This is a genomic window from Streptomyces purpureus (assembly GCF_014648195.1).
GTDB lineage: Bacteria > Actinomycetota > Actinomycetes > Streptomycetales > Streptomycetaceae > Streptomyces > Streptomyces purpureus.
Genome location: NZ_BMQQ01000003.1, coordinates 58931 through 75090, shown reverse-complemented (window position 1 = coordinate 75090; position 16160 = coordinate 58931). Strand labels below are relative to the sequence as shown.

The 16160-nt window shown below is 72.0% G+C and carries 15 protein-coding genes; 7 read left to right on the top strand and 8 right to left on the bottom strand.

What is annotated here, in order from left to right; all coding sequences use genetic code 11:
- Positions 1-42 precede the first annotated feature (42 nt).
- Both IEZ01_RS05840 and IEZ01_RS05835 read left to right on the top strand, forming a co-directional pair.
- Positions 43-684, top strand: coding sequence for a GntR family transcriptional regulator (locus tag IEZ01_RS05840; RefSeq protein ID WP_189200294.1), 642 nt, complete (start codon positions 43-45; stop codon positions 682-684).
- On the top strand, positions 681-1982 hold the full coding sequence (locus tag IEZ01_RS05835) for an MFS transporter (RefSeq protein ID WP_019887948.1): 1302 nt from the start codon (positions 681-683) through the stop codon (positions 1980-1982). The genes IEZ01_RS05840 and IEZ01_RS05835 overlap by 4 nt, the downstream gene beginning before the upstream one ends.
- 55 nt (positions 1983-2037) lie before the next feature.
- Here IEZ01_RS05835 and IEZ01_RS05830 read toward each other — a convergent pair whose 3' ends face one another.
- Positions 2038-2862 carry a maleylpyruvate isomerase family mycothiol-dependent enzyme gene (locus IEZ01_RS05830; RefSeq protein WP_019887949.1) on the bottom strand — a complete coding sequence of 275 codons (825 nt, stop codon included), beginning with the start codon at positions 2860-2862 and terminating at the stop codon, positions 2038-2040.
- A gap of 154 nt (positions 2863-3016) precedes the next feature.
- On the opposite strand from IEZ01_RS05830, the gene IEZ01_RS05825 reads away from it, so the two are divergent.
- The gene (locus IEZ01_RS05825) at positions 3017-3817 is read left to right on the top strand and encodes a carbon-nitrogen family hydrolase (RefSeq protein WP_028797754.1); all 801 of its coding nucleotides are present in this window, start codon (positions 3017-3019) and stop codon (positions 3815-3817) included.
- 123 nt (positions 3818-3940) lie between these two features.
- On the opposite strand, the gene IEZ01_RS05820 is transcribed toward IEZ01_RS05825, so the two are convergent.
- A complete protein-coding gene (locus IEZ01_RS05820) occupies positions 3941-5413 on the bottom strand; it encodes an aminotransferase-like domain-containing protein (protein WP_019887953.1) in 1473 nt (490 codons plus the stop codon).
- A gap of 64 nt (positions 5414-5477) precedes the next feature.
- On the opposite strand from IEZ01_RS05820, the gene IEZ01_RS05815 reads away from it, so the two are divergent.
- Both IEZ01_RS05815 and IEZ01_RS05810 read left to right on the top strand, forming a co-directional pair.
- Positions 5478-6749 (top strand): trans-sulfuration enzyme family protein, encoded by a 1272-nt coding sequence (locus IEZ01_RS05815; protein ID WP_229832730.1) that lies wholly within the window; start codon positions 5478-5480, stop codon positions 6747-6749.
- Between the two features lie 64 nt (positions 6750-6813).
- A complete protein-coding gene (locus IEZ01_RS05810; RefSeq protein WP_189200292.1) occupies positions 6814-8649 on the top strand; it encodes a thioredoxin-like domain-containing protein in 1836 nt (611 codons plus the stop codon).
- Here IEZ01_RS05810 and IEZ01_RS05805 read toward each other — a convergent pair.
- From IEZ01_RS05805 to IEZ01_RS05795, 3 genes are all read right to left on the bottom strand, one after another.
- Positions 8646-9017, bottom strand: a complete 372-nt coding sequence (locus IEZ01_RS05805) for a hypothetical protein (RefSeq protein ID WP_019887958.1) — start codon at positions 9015-9017, stop codon at positions 8646-8648. The genes IEZ01_RS05810 and IEZ01_RS05805 overlap by 4 nt on opposite strands.
- A 69-nt stretch (positions 9018-9086) precedes the next feature.
- Positions 9087-9311, bottom strand: coding sequence for a DUF6458 family protein (locus IEZ01_RS05800; RefSeq protein ID WP_019887960.1), 225 nt, complete (start codon positions 9309-9311; stop codon positions 9087-9089).
- A gap of 83 nt (positions 9312-9394) precedes the next feature.
- On the bottom strand, positions 9395-10687 hold the full coding sequence (locus IEZ01_RS05795; RefSeq protein WP_189200291.1) for a M18 family aminopeptidase: 1293 nt from the start codon (positions 10685-10687) through the stop codon (positions 9395-9397).
- Positions 10688-10865: 178 nt separating this feature from the next.
- On the opposite strand from IEZ01_RS05795, the gene IEZ01_RS05790 reads away from it, so the two are divergent.
- A complete protein-coding gene (locus tag IEZ01_RS05790; protein WP_229832729.1) occupies positions 10866-11285 on the top strand; it encodes a DUF6083 domain-containing protein in 420 nt (139 codons plus the stop codon).
- A gap of 155 nt (positions 11286-11440) precedes the next feature.
- On the opposite strand, the gene IEZ01_RS05785 is transcribed toward IEZ01_RS05790, so the two are convergent.
- A complete protein-coding gene (locus IEZ01_RS05785; protein WP_189200289.1) occupies positions 11441-13267 on the bottom strand; it encodes an acyl-CoA dehydrogenase in 1827 nt (608 codons plus the stop codon).
- Positions 13268-13601: 334 nt separating this feature from the next.
- Between IEZ01_RS05785 and IEZ01_RS05780 the strand changes: the two genes are divergently transcribed.
- Positions 13602-14132, top strand: a complete 531-nt coding sequence (locus tag IEZ01_RS05780) for a hypothetical protein (protein WP_019887964.1) — start codon at positions 13602-13604, stop codon at positions 14130-14132.
- 134 nt (positions 14133-14266) lie between these two features.
- Here IEZ01_RS05780 and IEZ01_RS05775 read toward each other — a convergent pair whose 3' ends face one another.
- Together IEZ01_RS05775 and IEZ01_RS34710 are read right to left on the bottom strand one after the other, a co-directional pair.
- Positions 14267-15808, bottom strand: a complete 1542-nt coding sequence (locus tag IEZ01_RS05775; protein ID WP_189200287.1) for a precorrin-2 C(20)-methyltransferase — start codon at positions 15806-15808, stop codon at positions 14267-14269.
- Positions 15805-16160: precorrin-8X methylmutase (locus IEZ01_RS34710; RefSeq protein ID WP_229832727.1), on the bottom strand; the 356-nt coding region annotated here is incomplete at its 5' end. The genes IEZ01_RS05775 and IEZ01_RS34710, both read right to left, overlap by 4 nt.

The window sequence follows — 16160 nt, the reverse complement described above, 5'->3', positions numbered from 1 at the left end:
TGGGCCTCTGACATGTACCTCACTTGTATCTATGCTGTGCGCATGCCTTCCGCCCCTGCCGCCGCCGACCGCGTCTACATGCACGTCAAGCAGGCCGTCCTCGACCGCCGCTACGAGGGGGGAACCCTCCTCACCGAAGGTGAACTGGCCGAAGCCGTAGGGGTTTCCCGCACGCCCGTCCGGGAGGCGCTGCTCAAACTGGAGATGGAAGGGCTGCTCAAGCTCTACCCCAAGAAGGGCGCGCTCGTGCTCGCCGTCTCCGCGCAGGAGATCGCCGACGTCGTCGAAACCCGCCTCCTCGTCGAGGAGTTCGCCGTCCGCCGAGCCGTACCCGCCCCACCCTCCCTCATCACCCGGCTCGAAGAACTCCTGAAGGAGCAGCAGCACCACGCCGACACCGGCGACCTCGCCGAAGTCGCCGCCACCGACCGCTCCTTCCATGCCGAGATCGTCCGCCACGCCGGAAACCAGATCCTCGCCCGCCTCTACGACCAGCTGCGCGACCGCCAGCTGCGGATGGGCGTCGCCGTGATGCAGTCCCAACCCGACCGCATCGCCAAGAACATCACCGAGCACGCCGAGATCCTGGAGCGGATCAAGGCCGGCGACGTCGAAGGCGCCGCCACCTGCGTCCGCAGGCACCTGAGCTGGGTCAAGATCCTCGTCAGGGGTGAGGAACGATGAGTGCGGCGGCGGTGTCCCTGCCCGGAGATCCGCCCGGCGGCCGACGGGCCGCCCTCGTCTGGGGCGTCGGCGTCGCCGTCTACTTCGTCGCCGTCATCTTCCGTACCTCACTCGGCGTCGCCGGACTCGACGCGGCCGACCGCTTCCACGTCAACGCCTCCGCCCTCTCCACCTTCTCCATCCTCCAACTGCTCGTCTACGCGGGCATGCAGATACCCGTCGGCCTGATGGTCGACCGGCTCGGCACCAAGAAGGTCCTCACCCTCGGCGTGATCCTCTTCACCGCCGGACAGCTCGGCTTCGCCCTCTCCCCCTCCTACGGCATGGCCCTCGCCGCCCGCGCCCTCCTCGGCTGCGGCGACGCCATGACCTTCATCAGCGTGCTGCGCCTGGGCAACCGCTGGTTCCCCGCCCGCCGCGGACCGCTGATCGCCCAGCTCGCCGGACTCGTCGGCATGGCCGGCAACCTCGTCTCCACGATCGTCATCGCCCGGCTCCTGCACGGCGTCGGCTGGACCGCCGCCTTCGCGGGCAGCGCCGCGGCCGGCGGGGTCGTCCTCGTCCTGCTGCTGCTCTTCCTCAAGGACCACCCCAAGGGCCACGAACCCGCCCCCGCCGAGCACGCCGGCGCCGCCTTCGTCCGCCGTCAGATCGCCGAATCCTGGCGCGAGCCCGGTACCCGCCTCGGCATGTGGGTGCACTTCACCACCCAGTTCCCCGCCATGGTGTTCCTGCTGCTGTGGGGACTGCCGTTCCTCGTCGAGGCACAAGGCCTGTCCCGGGAGACCGCCGGAGAACTGCTCACCCTTGTGGTGCTCTCCAACATGGTCGTCGGCCTCGTCTACGGCCAGATCATCGCCCGGCACCACACCGCACGGGCGCCCCTGGCGCTGGGCACCATAGCCGTCACAGCCGCCCTGTGGGCCACCACCATCGTCTACCCCGGAACCCACGCCCCGATGTGGCTGCTCATCACCCTGTGCACCGTCCTCGGCGCCTGCGGACCCGCCTCCATGATCGGCTTCGACTTCGCCCGTCCCGCCAACCCGCCGCAGCGTCAGGGCACCGCCTCCGGAATCGTCAACATGGGCGGTTTCGTCGCCTCGATGACGACCCTGCTCGCCGTCGGCATCCTCCTCGACGCGACCGGCGACAACTACCGCATCGCCTTCTCCTCCGTCTTCGTCCTGGAGGCCCTCGGCGTCGCCCAGATCCTGCGGCTGAAGGCGCGCACGGTCCGCCTGGAACGGGAACGGCTCGTGGCGAGCCGGGTGGAGGCGGTGCACGTCCCGGCGTAGCGGGGGCCCCGTCAGGCTCTCGCAGCGCCAGGACGCCGTACGACCGCGTGATGCCTCACGGCGTGACCGCGAAGTTGTCCAGGATCGCCCACGCCAGGTCGGCGTCCCCCTCGACCTTCACCCGGTCCGCCACCGCCGCCGGCTTCACCCGGCCGCACGCCAGCCGCACGTACGTCTCCCAGTCCAGGGCCAGCGTCGCCGCCGGACCCAGCGACGGCGCCCCGTCGACCGAACCCCGGCCCTCCGCGTCGACCCGTACCGTACGGAGGAACTCCACCGGCCCGTGCACATCGAACACGATCGCCGAATTCGCCGGCGCGCCCGCGTCCTTGGCGACCACCCGGGGCAGCACGGCGAGCAGGTTGTCCCGGGTCACCAGCGCGCCGGGGGAGTCGAGGTTGCCCGGCTTGCCAAGGGTCGTACGCAGGTCCTGCTCGTGCACCCAGACGTCGAAGGCCCGCATGCGGTAGGCGACTTCGAGGGTCTGCTCGGAGCCGAGGGGCGCGCGGACCATGTGGTCGGGCTGCCGGTTCTCGTTGCGCAGCTGCCGGGCCCGCCGGATGAGGACGTACTCCAGCTCGGAGGTCATCTCCGGAGCGGTGTGGTGCCGCCGCACATCGACCTGCATCTCCATGTAGCGAGCGAACTCACTGCGCACGTGGTAGAGGTCCCGGGGAAGGGTGTGGATCGGCCGCGGGTCGCCCAGCATCTCGCACTCCATGCCGATGACGTGCGACACGATGTCCCGCACCGACCAGCCCGGGCACGGCGTGGGGCGGTTCCACTCGCCCTCCACGAGCGGCTGCACCAGCTCGGCTATCGCTTCGATGGAGTGGGTCCAGGCATCGGCGTAGGTCTGAAGGCTGGGATGGACGGTCACGGGACCCCTCGGCGGTTCTGCGGTGCGCGGGCTGAAAACAAGACGGCGTGGGAGGCTCGGACGCTAAGTTACGCTGCCCGAAGGCACCCCGGCAGTGCTTTCGTGTGACGATCGTAGGCCGTGTTGACGGCTCGAATGCCAGGACGGTGGTAGTGTGCGCGCCTCGTTGCTCCAGATTGCTGTAGACCCTGACGAAACGGTCGCCGACCGCCGCGAGCGGGTGGCCGAGCTCGTACGCGCGGAACGGGACGCCGACCTGGTCGTCCTGCCGGAGCTGTGGCCCGTGGGGGCGTTCGCGTACGAGTCCTTCGCCGACGAGGCCGAACCCCTGGAGGGCCCCACCCACGAGGTGATGTCCAAGGCCGCGCGCGACGCGGGCGTCTGGCTGCACGCCGGCTCGATCGTGGAACGCGACCCGGACGGCCCGCTCTACAACACCTCGCTCGTCTTCTCCCCCGCCGGTGAGCTCGTCAGCGCCTACCGCAAGATCCACCGCTTCGGCTTCGACAAGGGCGAGGCCGTGATGATGGCCCCCGGCCAGGAGCTCGCGACCGTACGCCTCCCGGCCCTCACCCTCGGCCTCGGCACCTGCTACGACCTGCGCTTCCCCGAGCTCTTCCGCGGCCTGGTGGACGCTGGCGCCCAGGCGTTCGTCGTCCCCGCGGGCTGGCCCGAGCGCCGCCGCGCCCACTGGACGCTGCTGGCACGCGCGCGTGCCGTCGAGAACCAGGCCTACATGCTGGCCTGCGGGACGGCCGGCACCCACGCGGACGTCGAACAGGCCGGCCACAGCATCGTCGTCGACCCGTGGGGCGAGGTGCTGGCGGAGGCGGGCGCCGGCGAGGAGACCCTGCGGGTCGAACTGGATCCGGAGAAGGTGACGGTGACCCGGGATCAGTTCCCGGCGCTCAAGGACCGCCTGCTGGGGCTGGCCCCGCCGCGTACGCCCCGTTGACAGGTGACGGCTGACAGTTGACGGGTGACCGGTCGCGGCTGACGGATGACAGCTGACAGATAACGGTCGGCCGATGACAGCTGACAGGTAACGGCGGCCCGGCCCCGGGCCGGACCCCGCCCCTCACACCACGATCGCCGGTACCGCCCCCGGCGCCACCGCGTGCGGGGCCGCCGGTTGCGGCTCGTACTCCTCCCACGCGCGGGCCAGCCGGCGTACCGCCTCCGTCAGGGCCTCGGGGCCCAGCAGGAAGTGCAGCCGCAGGTACGGGCCGCTGCCGCCGAGCGCGTCCATGGTGCGGCCCGGCAGGACCGCCACCCCGTGCCGCAACGCGACCTGCGCGAAGGAGACCCCGTCGCCGTAGGGGAGCCGTACCCACAGGGTCTGGCCCCCGGCGGCCGGCGGGCACGTCCATGACGGCAGCAGACGCCCGAGCTCGGCCCGCAGATGGTCGTGGCCGGTGCGCAGCGCACGGGTCCGGGCGGCTTGGACCGGCGCGAAGCCCGCGAGGAGTCGTACCGCCGCCAGCTGCGCGGGGACGTCGCTGCCGAGGTCGTGGACGGCCTTCAGCCGGGCCAGGCGGGCGATGAGCGGCTGCGGGCCGCGGATCCAGCCGACGCGCAGCCCGCCCCAGACGACCTTGCTGAGCGACCCGACACCGATCACGCCGCCTTCCCCGCTGCCGCCCTCGTACGCGGCGAGCGGCGACGGCGCGGGCCCGTCCCCACCGGGGAGGGTGAGATCGGCGAGGACCTCGTCGTCGACGAGCGGTACGCCCAGCGCGGCCGCCCGTTCGACGAGCCGGCGGCCCTTGAGCGGCGGGAGCACCGCGCCGGTGGGGTTCTGGTAGCAGGAGACGACGTACGCCAGTACCGGGCGGTGCCGTTCCATGAGCCGCAGCGCGGCGTCCACGTCCAGGCCGTCCGGGCCGACGGCCACGGGCAGGAGGCCGGCCGACGCCTCGCGGAAGAGGTCCAGTGCGCCGGGGTACGTGGGCGCCTCCAGGAGCACCCCGTCGCCCGGCGCGACCAGCAGCCTGGTCAGCAGCGACAGCGCCTGCTGGGCACCGGTGGTCACGAGGATCTGCTCCGGCACGGTCGCGACGCCCTGGGAGCGGTACCGCCCGGCGATAGCGGTACGCAGCGCGCCGAGTCCCGCCGGGTGGTAGCCGAGGTCGTCGGCGGGCAGCGTCATCGTGGCGTACGCGCGCGTGAGTTCCGGCGGCGGCCCCAGGGGCGCGGCGCAGCTCAGCAGGATCACGTCGTCCGGGGCGTCGAGCAGGTGCAGGAAGAGCGGGTTGGAGGTCTCGGCGACCCGGGGCCCGGGGGTGGGGACGGCGGGCGCGACCCGGGTGCCGCTGCCTTGGCGGCGTACGACCCGGCCCTCCTGGCGGAGGGTGTCGTAGGCGGCGACCACCGTCGTACGGCCCACGGCGAGCGCGCCGGCCAGGCGCCGGTCGGGCGGCAGGAGCGCGCCGGGCGGCAGTACGCCGTCGTCGATCAGCTGCCGCAGGCGGGTGGCGAGCAACAGGAAGAGCGGGCCGCGGCCCGCCGACCAGCGGCCGAGACGGCCGACGAGATCGTCGATTGGTTCCATGGGCAGACCAATCTGCTGGGATTGGGCCTGTGGAGGCAAGTCCTTTCTCCCCAGACTTACGTCCATGAGCCTCCACGAGCCGAACCAGCCGTCGCAGCCGAACCAGCCGCCGAAGCCGCCTCTGCCGTCGTCTCCGCCCTCGCCTCTGCCGTCCCCGCGTACCGAGACCCTCGCCGTCCACCCGCCGCAGGTGCGGATCCCCGAGGGAAGCCGGCCGCTCGGGGTCCCCCTGTACCAGGGGCATGTGTTCGCCTTCGAGGAGGCCGACACGATGGCCGAGGCCTTCGAGGGCGGCGGGGCGTTCCTGTACAGCCGCCTCGGCAACCCGACCGTACGAGCCCTGGAAGAGGCCGTCACCCGCCTGGAGGGCGGCGCCGCCGGGGTCTCCTTCGCCTCCGGCATGGGCGCCATCAACGCCGTACTCCTCGGCCTGGTCTCCACCGGCGGCCACGTCGTCGCCCAGCGCTGCCTCTACGGCGGCACCTACGCCGTCCTGACCGACCTGGCCGCCCGCTGGGGCGTCGAGGTCACGTACGTCTCCGGCGACGACCCCGAGGAGGTACGGCAGGCGCTGCGCCCCACCACGGCGCTGCTCTACCTGGAGACCGTCGCCAACCCCACCACCCGGGTCGCGGACCTGCCCGCGCTGATCGCCGAGGCCCGGGCCGCAGGCGTGCCGAGCGTCGTCGACAACACCTTCGCCTCGCCGCTGCTGTGCCGGCCGCTGGAGCACGGCGCCGACGTCGTGATCCACTCGGCGACCAAGTACCTCGCCGGCCACGCCGACGTCCTCGGCGGCGTCGCCGTCTTCCGCGACGCGGAACTGCACCGCCGGATCTGGCACTACGCCGTCGAACAGGGCGCCACCACGGACCCGTTCGCGGCCTGGCTGACCCTGCGCGGCATGCAGACCCTGGCGCTGCGCGTCGAGCGCCAGTGCGCCAACGCCCTGACCCTCGCCGAGCGCCTCGCCACGCACCCGGCCGTCGCGGCCGTCCGCCACCCCTTCCTGGCCGGCCACCCGGACCACGACACCGCGCGGCGCCTGCTGCGCGCGGGCGGCGGCGTGATCTCCTTCGACCTGGCGGGCGGCCGTGCGGCGGGCCGCGCGTTCGTGGAGGCCGTACGGCTCGCCTCGCTCAGCCCGTCGCTCGGCGATGTGAAGACCTTCGTGATGCACCCCGCGAGCACTTCCCACCGCCAGATGGACGAGGCCACCCTGACGGCGGCGGGCATCGGCCCGGGAACGGTCCGCCTCTCGACCGGCATCGAACATGTCGAGGACCTCTGGCAGGACCTCGCGGCCGCCCTCGACCAGGCCCTGAAGGCAGCCTGAGGGCGGGCGCCCCGCGTCGTACGGCCGAGACCGGCCGTTCATGGGCCAATGGCAAGCTTGAAGCATGAACGATGCTGCCCCGGCGCCCACCCCCGCGCCCGCACCCCGCAAGCGTGCCCGTGTCCGCGCCCCCGAGCTGATCGGCAAGGGTGGCTGGCTGAACACCGGAGGCAAAGAGCTGACCCTCGCCGACCTGCGAGGTAAGTGCGTTGTTGTTGATTTCTGGACCTTCTGCTGCATCAACTGCCTGCACGTCCTCGACGAGCTGCGCGAGCTGGAGGAGAAGCACCGCGACACCCTCGTCGTCATCGGGGTGCACTCGCCGAAGTTCGTGCACGAGGCGGAGCACAGCGCCGTCGTCGACGCCGTCGAGCGGTACGAGGTGCACCACCCCGTGCTCGACGATCCCGAGCTGGCCACCTGGAAGCAGTACGCCGTGCGGGCCTGGCCCACGCTGGTCGTCATCGACCCCGAGGGGTACGTCGTCGCGCAGCACGCCGGCGAAGGGCACGCCGGGGCCATCGCCACGCTGGTCGAGGAGCTGGAGGCCGAGCACGAGGCGAAGGGGACGCTGCGGCGCGGGGACGGGCCGTACGTACCGCCGGAGCCCGTCGCGAGCGATCTGCGGTTCCCCGGCAAGGCCGTCGTCCTCGGCAGCGGGAACTACCTCGTCTCCGACACCACCCGGCACCAGCTCGTCGAGCTCGCCCCCGACGGCGAGACGGTCCTGCGGCGCATCGGGGAGGGGGAGTTCCGCGAGCCGCAGGGGCTGGCCCTGCTGCCCGACGGGAAGGTCGTCGTCGCCGACACCGTGCACCACGCGCTGCGCACCTTCGACCCCGCCACCGGCGCGATCGAGCTGATCGCCGGTACCGGGCGGCAGTGGTGGCAGGGCTCGCCCACCTCCGGGCCCGCCCTGGAGGTGGCGCTGTCCTCGCCGTGGGACGTCGCCTGGTGGCAGGGCAAGGTGTGGATCGCCATGGCGGGTGTGCACCAGCTGTGGACGTACGACCCCGAGGCCGGCTCCGTCCAGGTCGCCGCCGGAACCACCAACGAAGGGCTCGTCGACGGGCCCGCCGCCGAGGCCTGGTTCGCGCAGCCGTCCGGGCTCGCCGCGACCGAGGACCGGCTGTGGGTCGCCGATTCGGAGACGAGCGCGCTGCGCTGGATCGAGCCGGACGGATCCGTGCACACCGCCGTCGGCACCGGACTGTTCGACTTCGGGCACCGCGACGGCCCCGCCGCCCAGGCCCTGCTCCAGCACCCGCTCGGCGTCACCGCCCTGCCGGACGGTTCCGTCGCCGTCTGCGACACGTACAACCACGCCCTGCGCCGCTTCGACCCGGCCACCGGCGAGGTCTCCACCCTCGCCACCGATCTGCGCGAGCCCAGCGACGCGGTCCTCGTCGGCGAGGACATCGTCGTCGTCGAGTCCGCCCGGCACCGGCTGACCCGGCTGCGGCTGCCCGAGGAGGCGGTCACCGTGGAGGCCGTCGCCCACCGCACCCGGCGCGAGGCGACCGAGGTCGCCCCCGGCCGGCTGCGGCTCGACGTCGTCTTCCAGGCGCCGACCGGGCAGAAGCTGGACGAGCGGTACGGGCCCTCGACCCGGCTCCTCGTCTCCTCGACGCCGCCCGAGCTGCTCGCGGCGGGCGAGGGCACGGGAACGGACCTGTTCCGTGAGCTGACGCTGAACCCCGAGGTCACCGAAGGGGTGTTGCACGTCTCGGCGATGGCCGCGTCCTGCGACGACGACCCCGCCAACGAGTATCCCGCCTGCCATGTCCACCAGCAGGACTGGGGTGTTCCGGTGAAGGTCACCGAACAGGGCGCGGACCGGCTCCCGTTGATCCTGGCCGGTCTCGACGCCCCCGAGGCCCAGGAGCAGCCCGCGGTCTAGTACGCGAGGCCCTGGTGGCTGGAGGGCCGGCCGGCCGCCCCGTCCAGGCAGCCGGCCACCCACGCCCCCGGGTCGTGGGTGGCCTTCTGGCCGCCCACCCCGTAGAACTCCATCTGTACGCAGCCCCCGCCGAGCAGTTCCGGCACCCGGTCGCCCTTGACGTCGGCCTGCCGGATCCGGGTCGCGTGGATGTACCCGGCCTCGTAGGCGATCTCGCTGCCCCACGGGGGCCGGTCGTTGTACCGCCAGGCGATCGCGGCCCCGACGGCCGTGCAGAGGGCCGCGGCGACGGCGATCCAGGTGAAGAGCGCCTTCCGCGGCGGACCGGAGTGCCGTACGAGCGCCGTCTGCTGTCCCAACAGAACCATGGCCGACAGCGTTTCAGGCGCCGGCTTTCGCAGATGTTTCGCTCGCGTCGACCGCGCTCCGGCCCGGTCCTAGTAGCGCCGTTCCTCGTGCGGGTCGACGACGGTCGGCGCGACCGGCGGGACGACCGCCCGCCGGCGCCGGGCGATGCTGGTGAACGTCGCGACCCCGATGAGACCGACCGCCATCAGGATCAGACCCACCAGGTCGAGGTTGACACTGTCGATCTTCCAGTCGGTGGCAAAGGTGAGGATGGCCCCCACCGCGATGAGGATGATGCAGCCGCCCAGGCCCATGAAACCCGCCTCCTTGTCGGCTGGTTGGGTAGAACCCTCGGCTACCCGGGCGGCCGTCCGCTACACGCCTCGGCTCCCCGCCCTCACCCCTCCAGGAACGCCACCAGCGCGTTCGCCAGCAGGAACGGGTCGTCCGCGCCGCACAGTTCACGGGCGCTGTGCATGGAGAGGATCGCGACGCCGATGTCGACCGTCGCGATGCCGTGCCGGGCCGCGGTGATCGGGCCGATCGTCGTGCCGCACGGCATGTCGTTGTTGGAGACGAACGTCTGCCACGGAACGCCCGCCTTCTCGCAGGCCGCGGCGAACACGGCCCGGCCGCTGCCGTCGGTGGCGTACCGCTGGTTGACGTTCACCTTCAGGATCGGGCCGCCGTTGGCGCGCGGGTGGTGCGTCGGGTCGTGCCGCTCGGAGTAGTTGGGGTGCACGGCGTGGCCGGTGTCGGAGGAGAGGCAGATCGTGCCGGCGAAGGCGCGGGCCTTGTCCTCGTAGCCGCCGCCGCGCGCGAAGACCGACCGTTCCAGGACCGTGCCGAGCAGCGGGCCATGGGCGCCGGTGTCCGACTCGGAGCCGTTCTCCTCGTGGTCGAAGGCGGCGAGGACCGGGATGAACTCCAGGTCCGGGCGGGCGGACACCGCGGTGAGCGCGGCCACGCCCGCGTGGACCGAGATGAGGTTGTCCATCCGGGGCCCGGCGACCAGTTCGCGGTCGCGGCCGAGGTAGGTCGGCGGCTCGACGGCGTGCACCATCAGGTCCCAGCCGGCCACGTCCTCGGCGTCCACGCCGGCCTCGTCGGCGACGAAGGAGATCAGGTCGCCCTCGTGGACGTCGCCCAGGCCCCAGATGGGCTGCATGTGGCGCTGACGGTCCAGCTTCAGACCTTCGTTGACCTGACGGTCGAGGTGGACGGCGAGCTGCGGTACGCGCAGCACGGGGCGGTCGATGTTCACCAGCCGGTGGCTGCCGTCGCGCAGGGTGAGCCGGCCGGCGAGCCCGAGGTCGCGGTCGAGCCAGGTGTTGAGCAGCGTGCCGCCGTACAGCTCCACGGCCACCTGGCGCCAGCCCTGGGCGCCCATGTCGGGCCGCGGCTTGACGCGCAGGTTGGGGGAGTCGGTGTGGGCGCCGACGATCCGGAACGGGGTGTGCGCGGACGCGCCCTCCGGCACGTACCAGGCGATGATCGCGCCGCCGCGGATCACGTACTTGCCGCCGCTGGTCCCGTCCCAGGCGGCGGTCTCCTCGACCTGCCGGAAGCCGGCCTTCTCCAGCCGCTCCCCGGCGTTCGCCACCGCGTGGTACGGCGACGGGGAGGCCGCGAGGAAGGTCATCAGGTCGTCGGTGTGGCCGCGGTCGAAGCGGGCGGGTTCGCTGCTCATGGGGTTCACCTTACGGGCGGCCACCGACGGCGGAGGATGACTCCGGTCACTGCGTGGACCGCCGGGCGGGCGGGCGTTGAGGGCCCCGTGCGCGGCCGGGCTCGCGCTGGCCGGGGGCGTTGTCAGTGGTGCCTGTCAGTATCGGGGAAGTCGACCGATCGTGACCGGAGGTGCCCTGGTGAAGACCGCGACAGCCCCTGCCTGCGCCGCCTGCGACGCTCCCGCCGCCGAGTGGAACGGGCAGTTGGGGATGGTCCTGTGCTCGTCGTGCACGACGGCCGCCACCGGCGGCCGGGAGCGCGATCCCGTGCGACTGGGGGACATCCTGCCGGTGACCACGGCGGCGCTGCGGGTCTCGGTGCCCTCGCAGCGGGCCGGTTCCCCGATGACGTGCCGGCGCTGCGGAGCCCAGGCGTTGTGGCATCGGACGGTCAACGGCCGTTGGGTGGCGATAGAACCGGGCGAGCGGCCGGTCGCCGGGGTGCCGCGAGGTGAGCGCTGGTACATCGCGGGCGACGGCACGGCCGTCAATCTCCGGGGCGCGTCACCGACGGACACCTGCCGGGTGACCCACTTCTTCCTCTGCCGGGCGCGGTGACGTACGGGTCCCGGTACGGGCACGGGCCGGGCGTACGGGTACGGGCCCGGCCCCGTGTGACGTACGGGCACGGGCCTGCGCCGGGTCCTACGGGAACGGCCCGCACCCGGCGTACCGGGAGCGGGCCGTACCGAAGGACAGCGACGGAGGGCGTCTTAGAACGCGGCCTCGTCGAGGTCCATCAGCGAACCGTCGACGGCCTCGGCGAGCGCGCGCTCGGTCGAGACGCCGGGCAGGACGTTGGCGGCGAAGAACTTCGCGGCCGCGATCTTGCCGGTGTAGAAGGCCTTGTCCTTGGCGGACGCGTTCGGCAGCTTCTCGGCGGCCACGGCGGCGCCGCGCAGCAGCAGGTAGCCGACGACGACGTCGCCGGAGGCCATCAGCAGGCGGGTGGTGTTGAGGCCGACCTTGTAGATGTTCTTGACGTCCTCGCCGGTGGCGGTGAGGTCGGTCAGCATCGCGCCGACGATCGCCTCCAGGTCCACGGCGGCCTTGGCGAGCGTGTCGCGGGCGCCGGCCAGCTCCTCGCCGCCGGTGCCGAGCGCGAGGAACTTCTTGATCTCCTCGGCCAGCGCGTTCAGGGACGCGCCCTGGTCGCGGACGATCTTGCGGAAGAAGAAGTCCTGGCCCTGGATGGCCGTCGTGCCCTCGTAGAGGGTGTCGATCTTGGCGTCCCGGATGTACTGCTCGATCGGGTACTCCTGCAGGAAGCCGGAGCCACCGAAGGTCTGGAGCGACTGCGCGAGCTGCTCGTAGCCCTTCTCGGAGCCGTAGCCCTTCACGATCGGGAGCAGCAGGTCGTTCAGGCCGTGCAGCGCCTTCGCGTCCTCGCCCGCGGCCTCCTTGAGCTGGATCTCGTCCTGCACGGCGGCCGTGTGGAGGACCAGGGCGCGCATGCCCTCGGCGTACGCCTTCTGCGTCATCAGCGAGCGGCGGACGTCGGGGTGGTGCGTGATGGTGACCTTCGGCGCGGCCTTGTCCATGAAGTTCGCCAGGTCGGTGCCCTGGACGCGCTCCTTGGCGTACTCGAGGGCGTTGAGGTAGCCCGTCGAGAGGGTGGAGATCGCCTTCGTGCCGACCATCATGCGGGCGAACTCGATGATGAGGAACATCTGGCGGATGCCGTCGTGCTTGTCGCCGATCAGCCAGCCCTTGGCGGGGTGCTTGTCGCCGAAGGTCATCTCGCACGTGTTGGAGGCCTTGAGGCCCATCTTGTGCTCGACGTTGGTGGCGTAGACGCCGTTGCGCTCGCCCAGCTCGCCGGTCTCCCAGTCGAAGTTGTACTTCGGCACGAGGAAGAGCGACAGGCCCTTGGTGCCCGGACCGGCACCCTCGGGGCGGGCGAGGACGTAGTGGAGGATGTTCTCCTCCATGTCGTGCTCACCGGAGGTGATGAAGCGCTTCACACCCTCGATGTGCCAGGAGCCGTCCTCCTGCTGGATCGCCTTCGTGCGGCCGGCGCCGACGTCCGAGCCGGCGTCCGGCTCGGTCAGGACCATCGTGGAGCCCCACTGCTTCTCCACGGCGATCTGCGCGACTTTCTTCTGCGCCTCGTTGCCCTCGTTGAAGAGGATGCCGGCGAAGGCCGGGCCGGAGGAGTACATCCAGACGGCCGGGTTCGCGCCGAGGATCAGCTCCGCGTACGCCCAGATCAGGGAGCGCGGCGAGGTGGTGCCGCCGATCTCCTCGGGCAGGCCGAGGCGCCAGTACTCGGAGTCCATGAAGGCCTTGTAGGACTTCTTGAAGCTGGCCGGTACGGGGGCGGTGTTCGTCTCGGGGTCGAAGACCGGGGGGTTCCGGTCGGCGTCGGCGAAGGACTCGGCGAGCTCGTTCTCGGCGAGGCGGGTGAGCTCTTCGAGGACGCTCTTGGCGGTCTCGACGTCCATCTCCTCGAACGGACCGGTGCCATACACCTTGTCCCGCCCGAGTACCTCGAAGAGGTTGAACTCGATGTCGCGGAGATTCGACTTGTAGTGCCCCATGGCGATGGCTCCGTAAGGATCGGGGAGGCAGGGACCTCGTACACATACCAGCAAGTAGCTAAGACTTCTACGATGATGCTACCCGTCGGTAATAAGAGCAACCCCTATCGGGCGATCTGTGACGCGGCTCAATGACCGCGGTCCGCCGTGGCACCTCTCCGTATCCGGTTCGCTACCCGTTCGGATGTAACGGACACCGGCGCCACCGCGAGCCAACACCCCAGGTCAGAGGTAGTGGCGCGGCCGCGGGGAGGGGCCAGGTCGTTTGCGGGGGACCGGCGCGCGCCCGACGGTGAAGGCAAGCGATCACCAGGGGGGATCCAAGGGAGCGCGCATGCGTAACTTCCACACCGTCACCACGTCCGCGGCGCTCGCCCTCTGCGGGGGCGCGCTGGTACTCGGACTCGCCGGGCCGGCCGTCGCAGCCACCGCGCCGGAGCGGCCCGCGACCTCGTCGAGAGACCTCGACGACGACCTCGACGCCGATCTCGCCGCACTGGACGCGAGCATCGACAAATACGTCGACGCCATCCTCGCCAACCCCACCGGCGGCGCCGGCGACATGAGCGGCATCCAGGCCGCCGTCGACAAACTCGTCGCGGACATGCGCCAGCTCGCCCCGAGCGAGGTGCCCGCCGACGTGCTGCCGGACGTCAGCGACGACCTCGCCGAACTCGACGACCTCGACGAGGACCTCACCGACGAGATCGAGCAGGACCTCGCCGACATCACCGACGAGATCACCGACGACGACGCCACGGACGAGGACATCGCTCTCCCCGACCTCGGTGACCTCCTCGGCAGGCTCCTCGACCTCAGCCTTATCGAGGACCTCCTGGGCATCGACCTTCCCAGCCTGACGTGACGCGCTGACCAGACGCACACGTACGCGCCCACGCGCACACGCACACGCCCGTCGGCGGCGTGCTCCATCCTCCAAGGGAGCACGCCGCCGACGGGCGTGAGTCGCGCTACAGCGCTACGACGTCGTCCAGGCCTCTACGGCGTCTCGGGGTACCGCCGCGGTGTCCAGGCGATGGTCGAGCCCGCCCCGACAGTCCCGTCAGCCTCGTCCGAAGCGCCCGCGCCGCGCGTCACCATCCGGGTCTGCGAGGACCCGATCAGCAGCAGCGTCCGCATGTCGACCTCGGCCGGATCGAGCTCGCCGAGGGTCACCACCCGTACCGACTCCTCCGGCCCGCCCACGTCCCTGGCCACGACCACCGGCGTCGTCGGCGAGCGGTGTTCGAGGAGCAGTTCGCGGGCGGCCGCGACCTGGTGCGTACGGGAGCGGGAGCCCGGGTTGTACAGCGCGAGGACCAGATCCGCCGCGGCCGCCGCGCGCAGCCGCCCGGCGATCACGTCCCAGGGCTTGAGCCGGTCGGAGAGCGAGATCGTCGCGTAGTCGTGGCCGAGCGGCGCCCCGGCCTTGGCCGCCGCCGCGTTCGCGGCCGTCACCCCCGGCAGGACCCGTACCGGCACATCCGTGTACGGCGGCTGCGACGCCACCTCGAGGACCGCCGTCGCCATCGCGAAGACACCGGGGTCGCCGCCGGAGACCACCGCGACCCGCCGCCCTCGGCGGGCCAGGTCGAGGGCGAACTCGGCCCGCTCGGACTCGACCTTGTTGTCGGAGCCGTGGCGCCGCTGACCGGGCCGGACCGGCACCCGGTCCAGGTAGGTGGTGTAGCCGACGAGGTCGTCGGCGCCGGTGAGGGCACCCCGCGACTCGGGCGTCAGCCAGGGCGCGCCGGCCGGGCCCGTGCCGACCACCACGACCTCGCCGCGCGGCCGCTCCTCGGGCGCCACCTCGTCGATCCGGGACGGCAGGACCGCCACCGAGAAGTACGGCACGCTGTCCGCGTCGACCGAGGCCAGCGGCTCCGTACGCTCGCCCGCCATGAACGCGCGCTCCACGTACCGCGCGTCCTCCAGCCGCCCCGCCCGCTCCAGAGCGCGCCGCACGGTCGGGAACGTCCGCCCCAGCTTCATCACGACCGCCGAGTCGGTGGCGGCCAGCCGGGCCGTCAGCTCGTCCTCCGGCAGCGTGCCAGGGATGATCGTCAGGACCTCCTCGGCCTCGCACAGCGGCTTCCCGAGCCGGGCCGCTGCCGCGCTGACCGACGTGACGCCAGGGATGACCTCCGTGTCGTAACGGTGAGCCAGGCGCTTGTGCATGTGCTGGTACGAGCCGTAGAAGAGCGGGTCGCCCTCGGCGAGGACGGCGACCGTGCGCCCGGCGTCCAGGTGCTTCGCCAGCCGCGCCGCGGCCTCCTCGTAGAAGTCGTCGAGCGCGCCGCGGTAGCCACCGGGGTGGTCCGTCGTCTCCACCGTGAGCGGATACATCAGCCGCTCCTCGATGTGGTCCTCACGGATGTGCGCGCCGGCGATCGAGCGGGCGATGGACCGGCCGTGGCGTGCCGAGTGGTAGGCGACGACGTCGGCCGACTCGATGGCGCGCACCGCCGCGACCGTCATCAGGTTCGGGTCGCCGGGGCCGAGCCCGACGCCGTACAGCTTTCCGCTCATGTTTCCGCTCATGCCTGGATCTCCGCCTCGTGGGCGATCGCGTTGATCGCGGCCGCCGCCATCGCGCTGCCGCCGCGCCGTCCCCGTACGACGAGGTGCTCGACGCCCGAGACGTGCGCGGCGAGCGCGTCCTTGGACTCGGCCGCGCCGATGAAGCCGACCGGTATGCCGAGGACGGCGGCCGGGCGCGGCGCGCCCTGATCGATCATCTCCAGGAGCCGGAAGAGGGCGGTGGGGGCGTTGCCGATGGCGACCACGGACCCTTCGAGGCGGTCGCGCCACAGCTCCAGCGCGGCCGCGCTGCGGGTGGTCCCCAACTCGGCGGCGAGCGCCGGGACGGACGGGTCGGAGAGCGTGCAGATCA

What these genes read in the sequence shown, in the direction of transcription:
- IEZ01_RS05840 (WP_189200294.1), top strand. Translation starts at nt 43, where the DNA reads ATGCCTTCCGCCCCTGCCGCCGCCGACCGCGTCTACATGCACGTCAAG.
- IEZ01_RS05835 (WP_019887948.1), top strand. Translation starts at nt 681, where the DNA reads ATGAGTGCGGCGGCGGTGTCCCTGCCCGGAGATCCGCCCGGCGGCCGA.
- IEZ01_RS05820 (WP_019887953.1), bottom strand. Translation starts at nt 5,413, where the DNA reads ATGGAACCAATCGACGATCTCGTCGGCCGTCTCGGCCGCTGGTCGGCG.
- IEZ01_RS05815 (WP_229832730.1), top strand. Translation starts at nt 5,478, where the DNA reads ATGAGCCTCCACGAGCCGAACCAGCCGTCGCAGCCGAACCAGCCGCCG.
- IEZ01_RS05810 (WP_189200292.1), top strand. Translation starts at nt 6,814, where the DNA reads ATGAACGATGCTGCCCCGGCGCCCACCCCCGCGCCCGCACCCCGCAAG.
- IEZ01_RS05805 (WP_019887958.1), bottom strand. Translation starts at nt 9,017, where the DNA reads ATGGTTCTGTTGGGACAGCAGACGGCGCTCGTACGGCACTCCGGTCCG.
- IEZ01_RS05800 (WP_019887960.1), bottom strand. Translation starts at nt 9,311, where the DNA reads ATGGGCCTGGGCGGCTGCATCATCCTCATCGCGGTGGGGGCCATCCTC.
- IEZ01_RS05795 (WP_189200291.1), bottom strand. Translation starts at nt 10,687, where the DNA reads ATGAGCAGCGAACCCGCCCGCTTCGACCGCGGCCACACCGACGACCTG.
- IEZ01_RS05785 (WP_189200289.1), bottom strand. Translation starts at nt 13,267, where the DNA reads ATGGGGCACTACAAGTCGAATCTCCGCGACATCGAGTTCAACCTCTTC.
- IEZ01_RS05780 (WP_019887964.1), top strand. Translation starts at nt 13,602, where the DNA reads ATGCGTAACTTCCACACCGTCACCACGTCCGCGGCGCTCGCCCTCTGC.
- IEZ01_RS05775 (WP_189200287.1), bottom strand. Translation starts at nt 15,808, where the DNA reads ATGAGCGGAAACATGAGCGGAAAGCTGTACGGCGTCGGGCTCGGCCCC.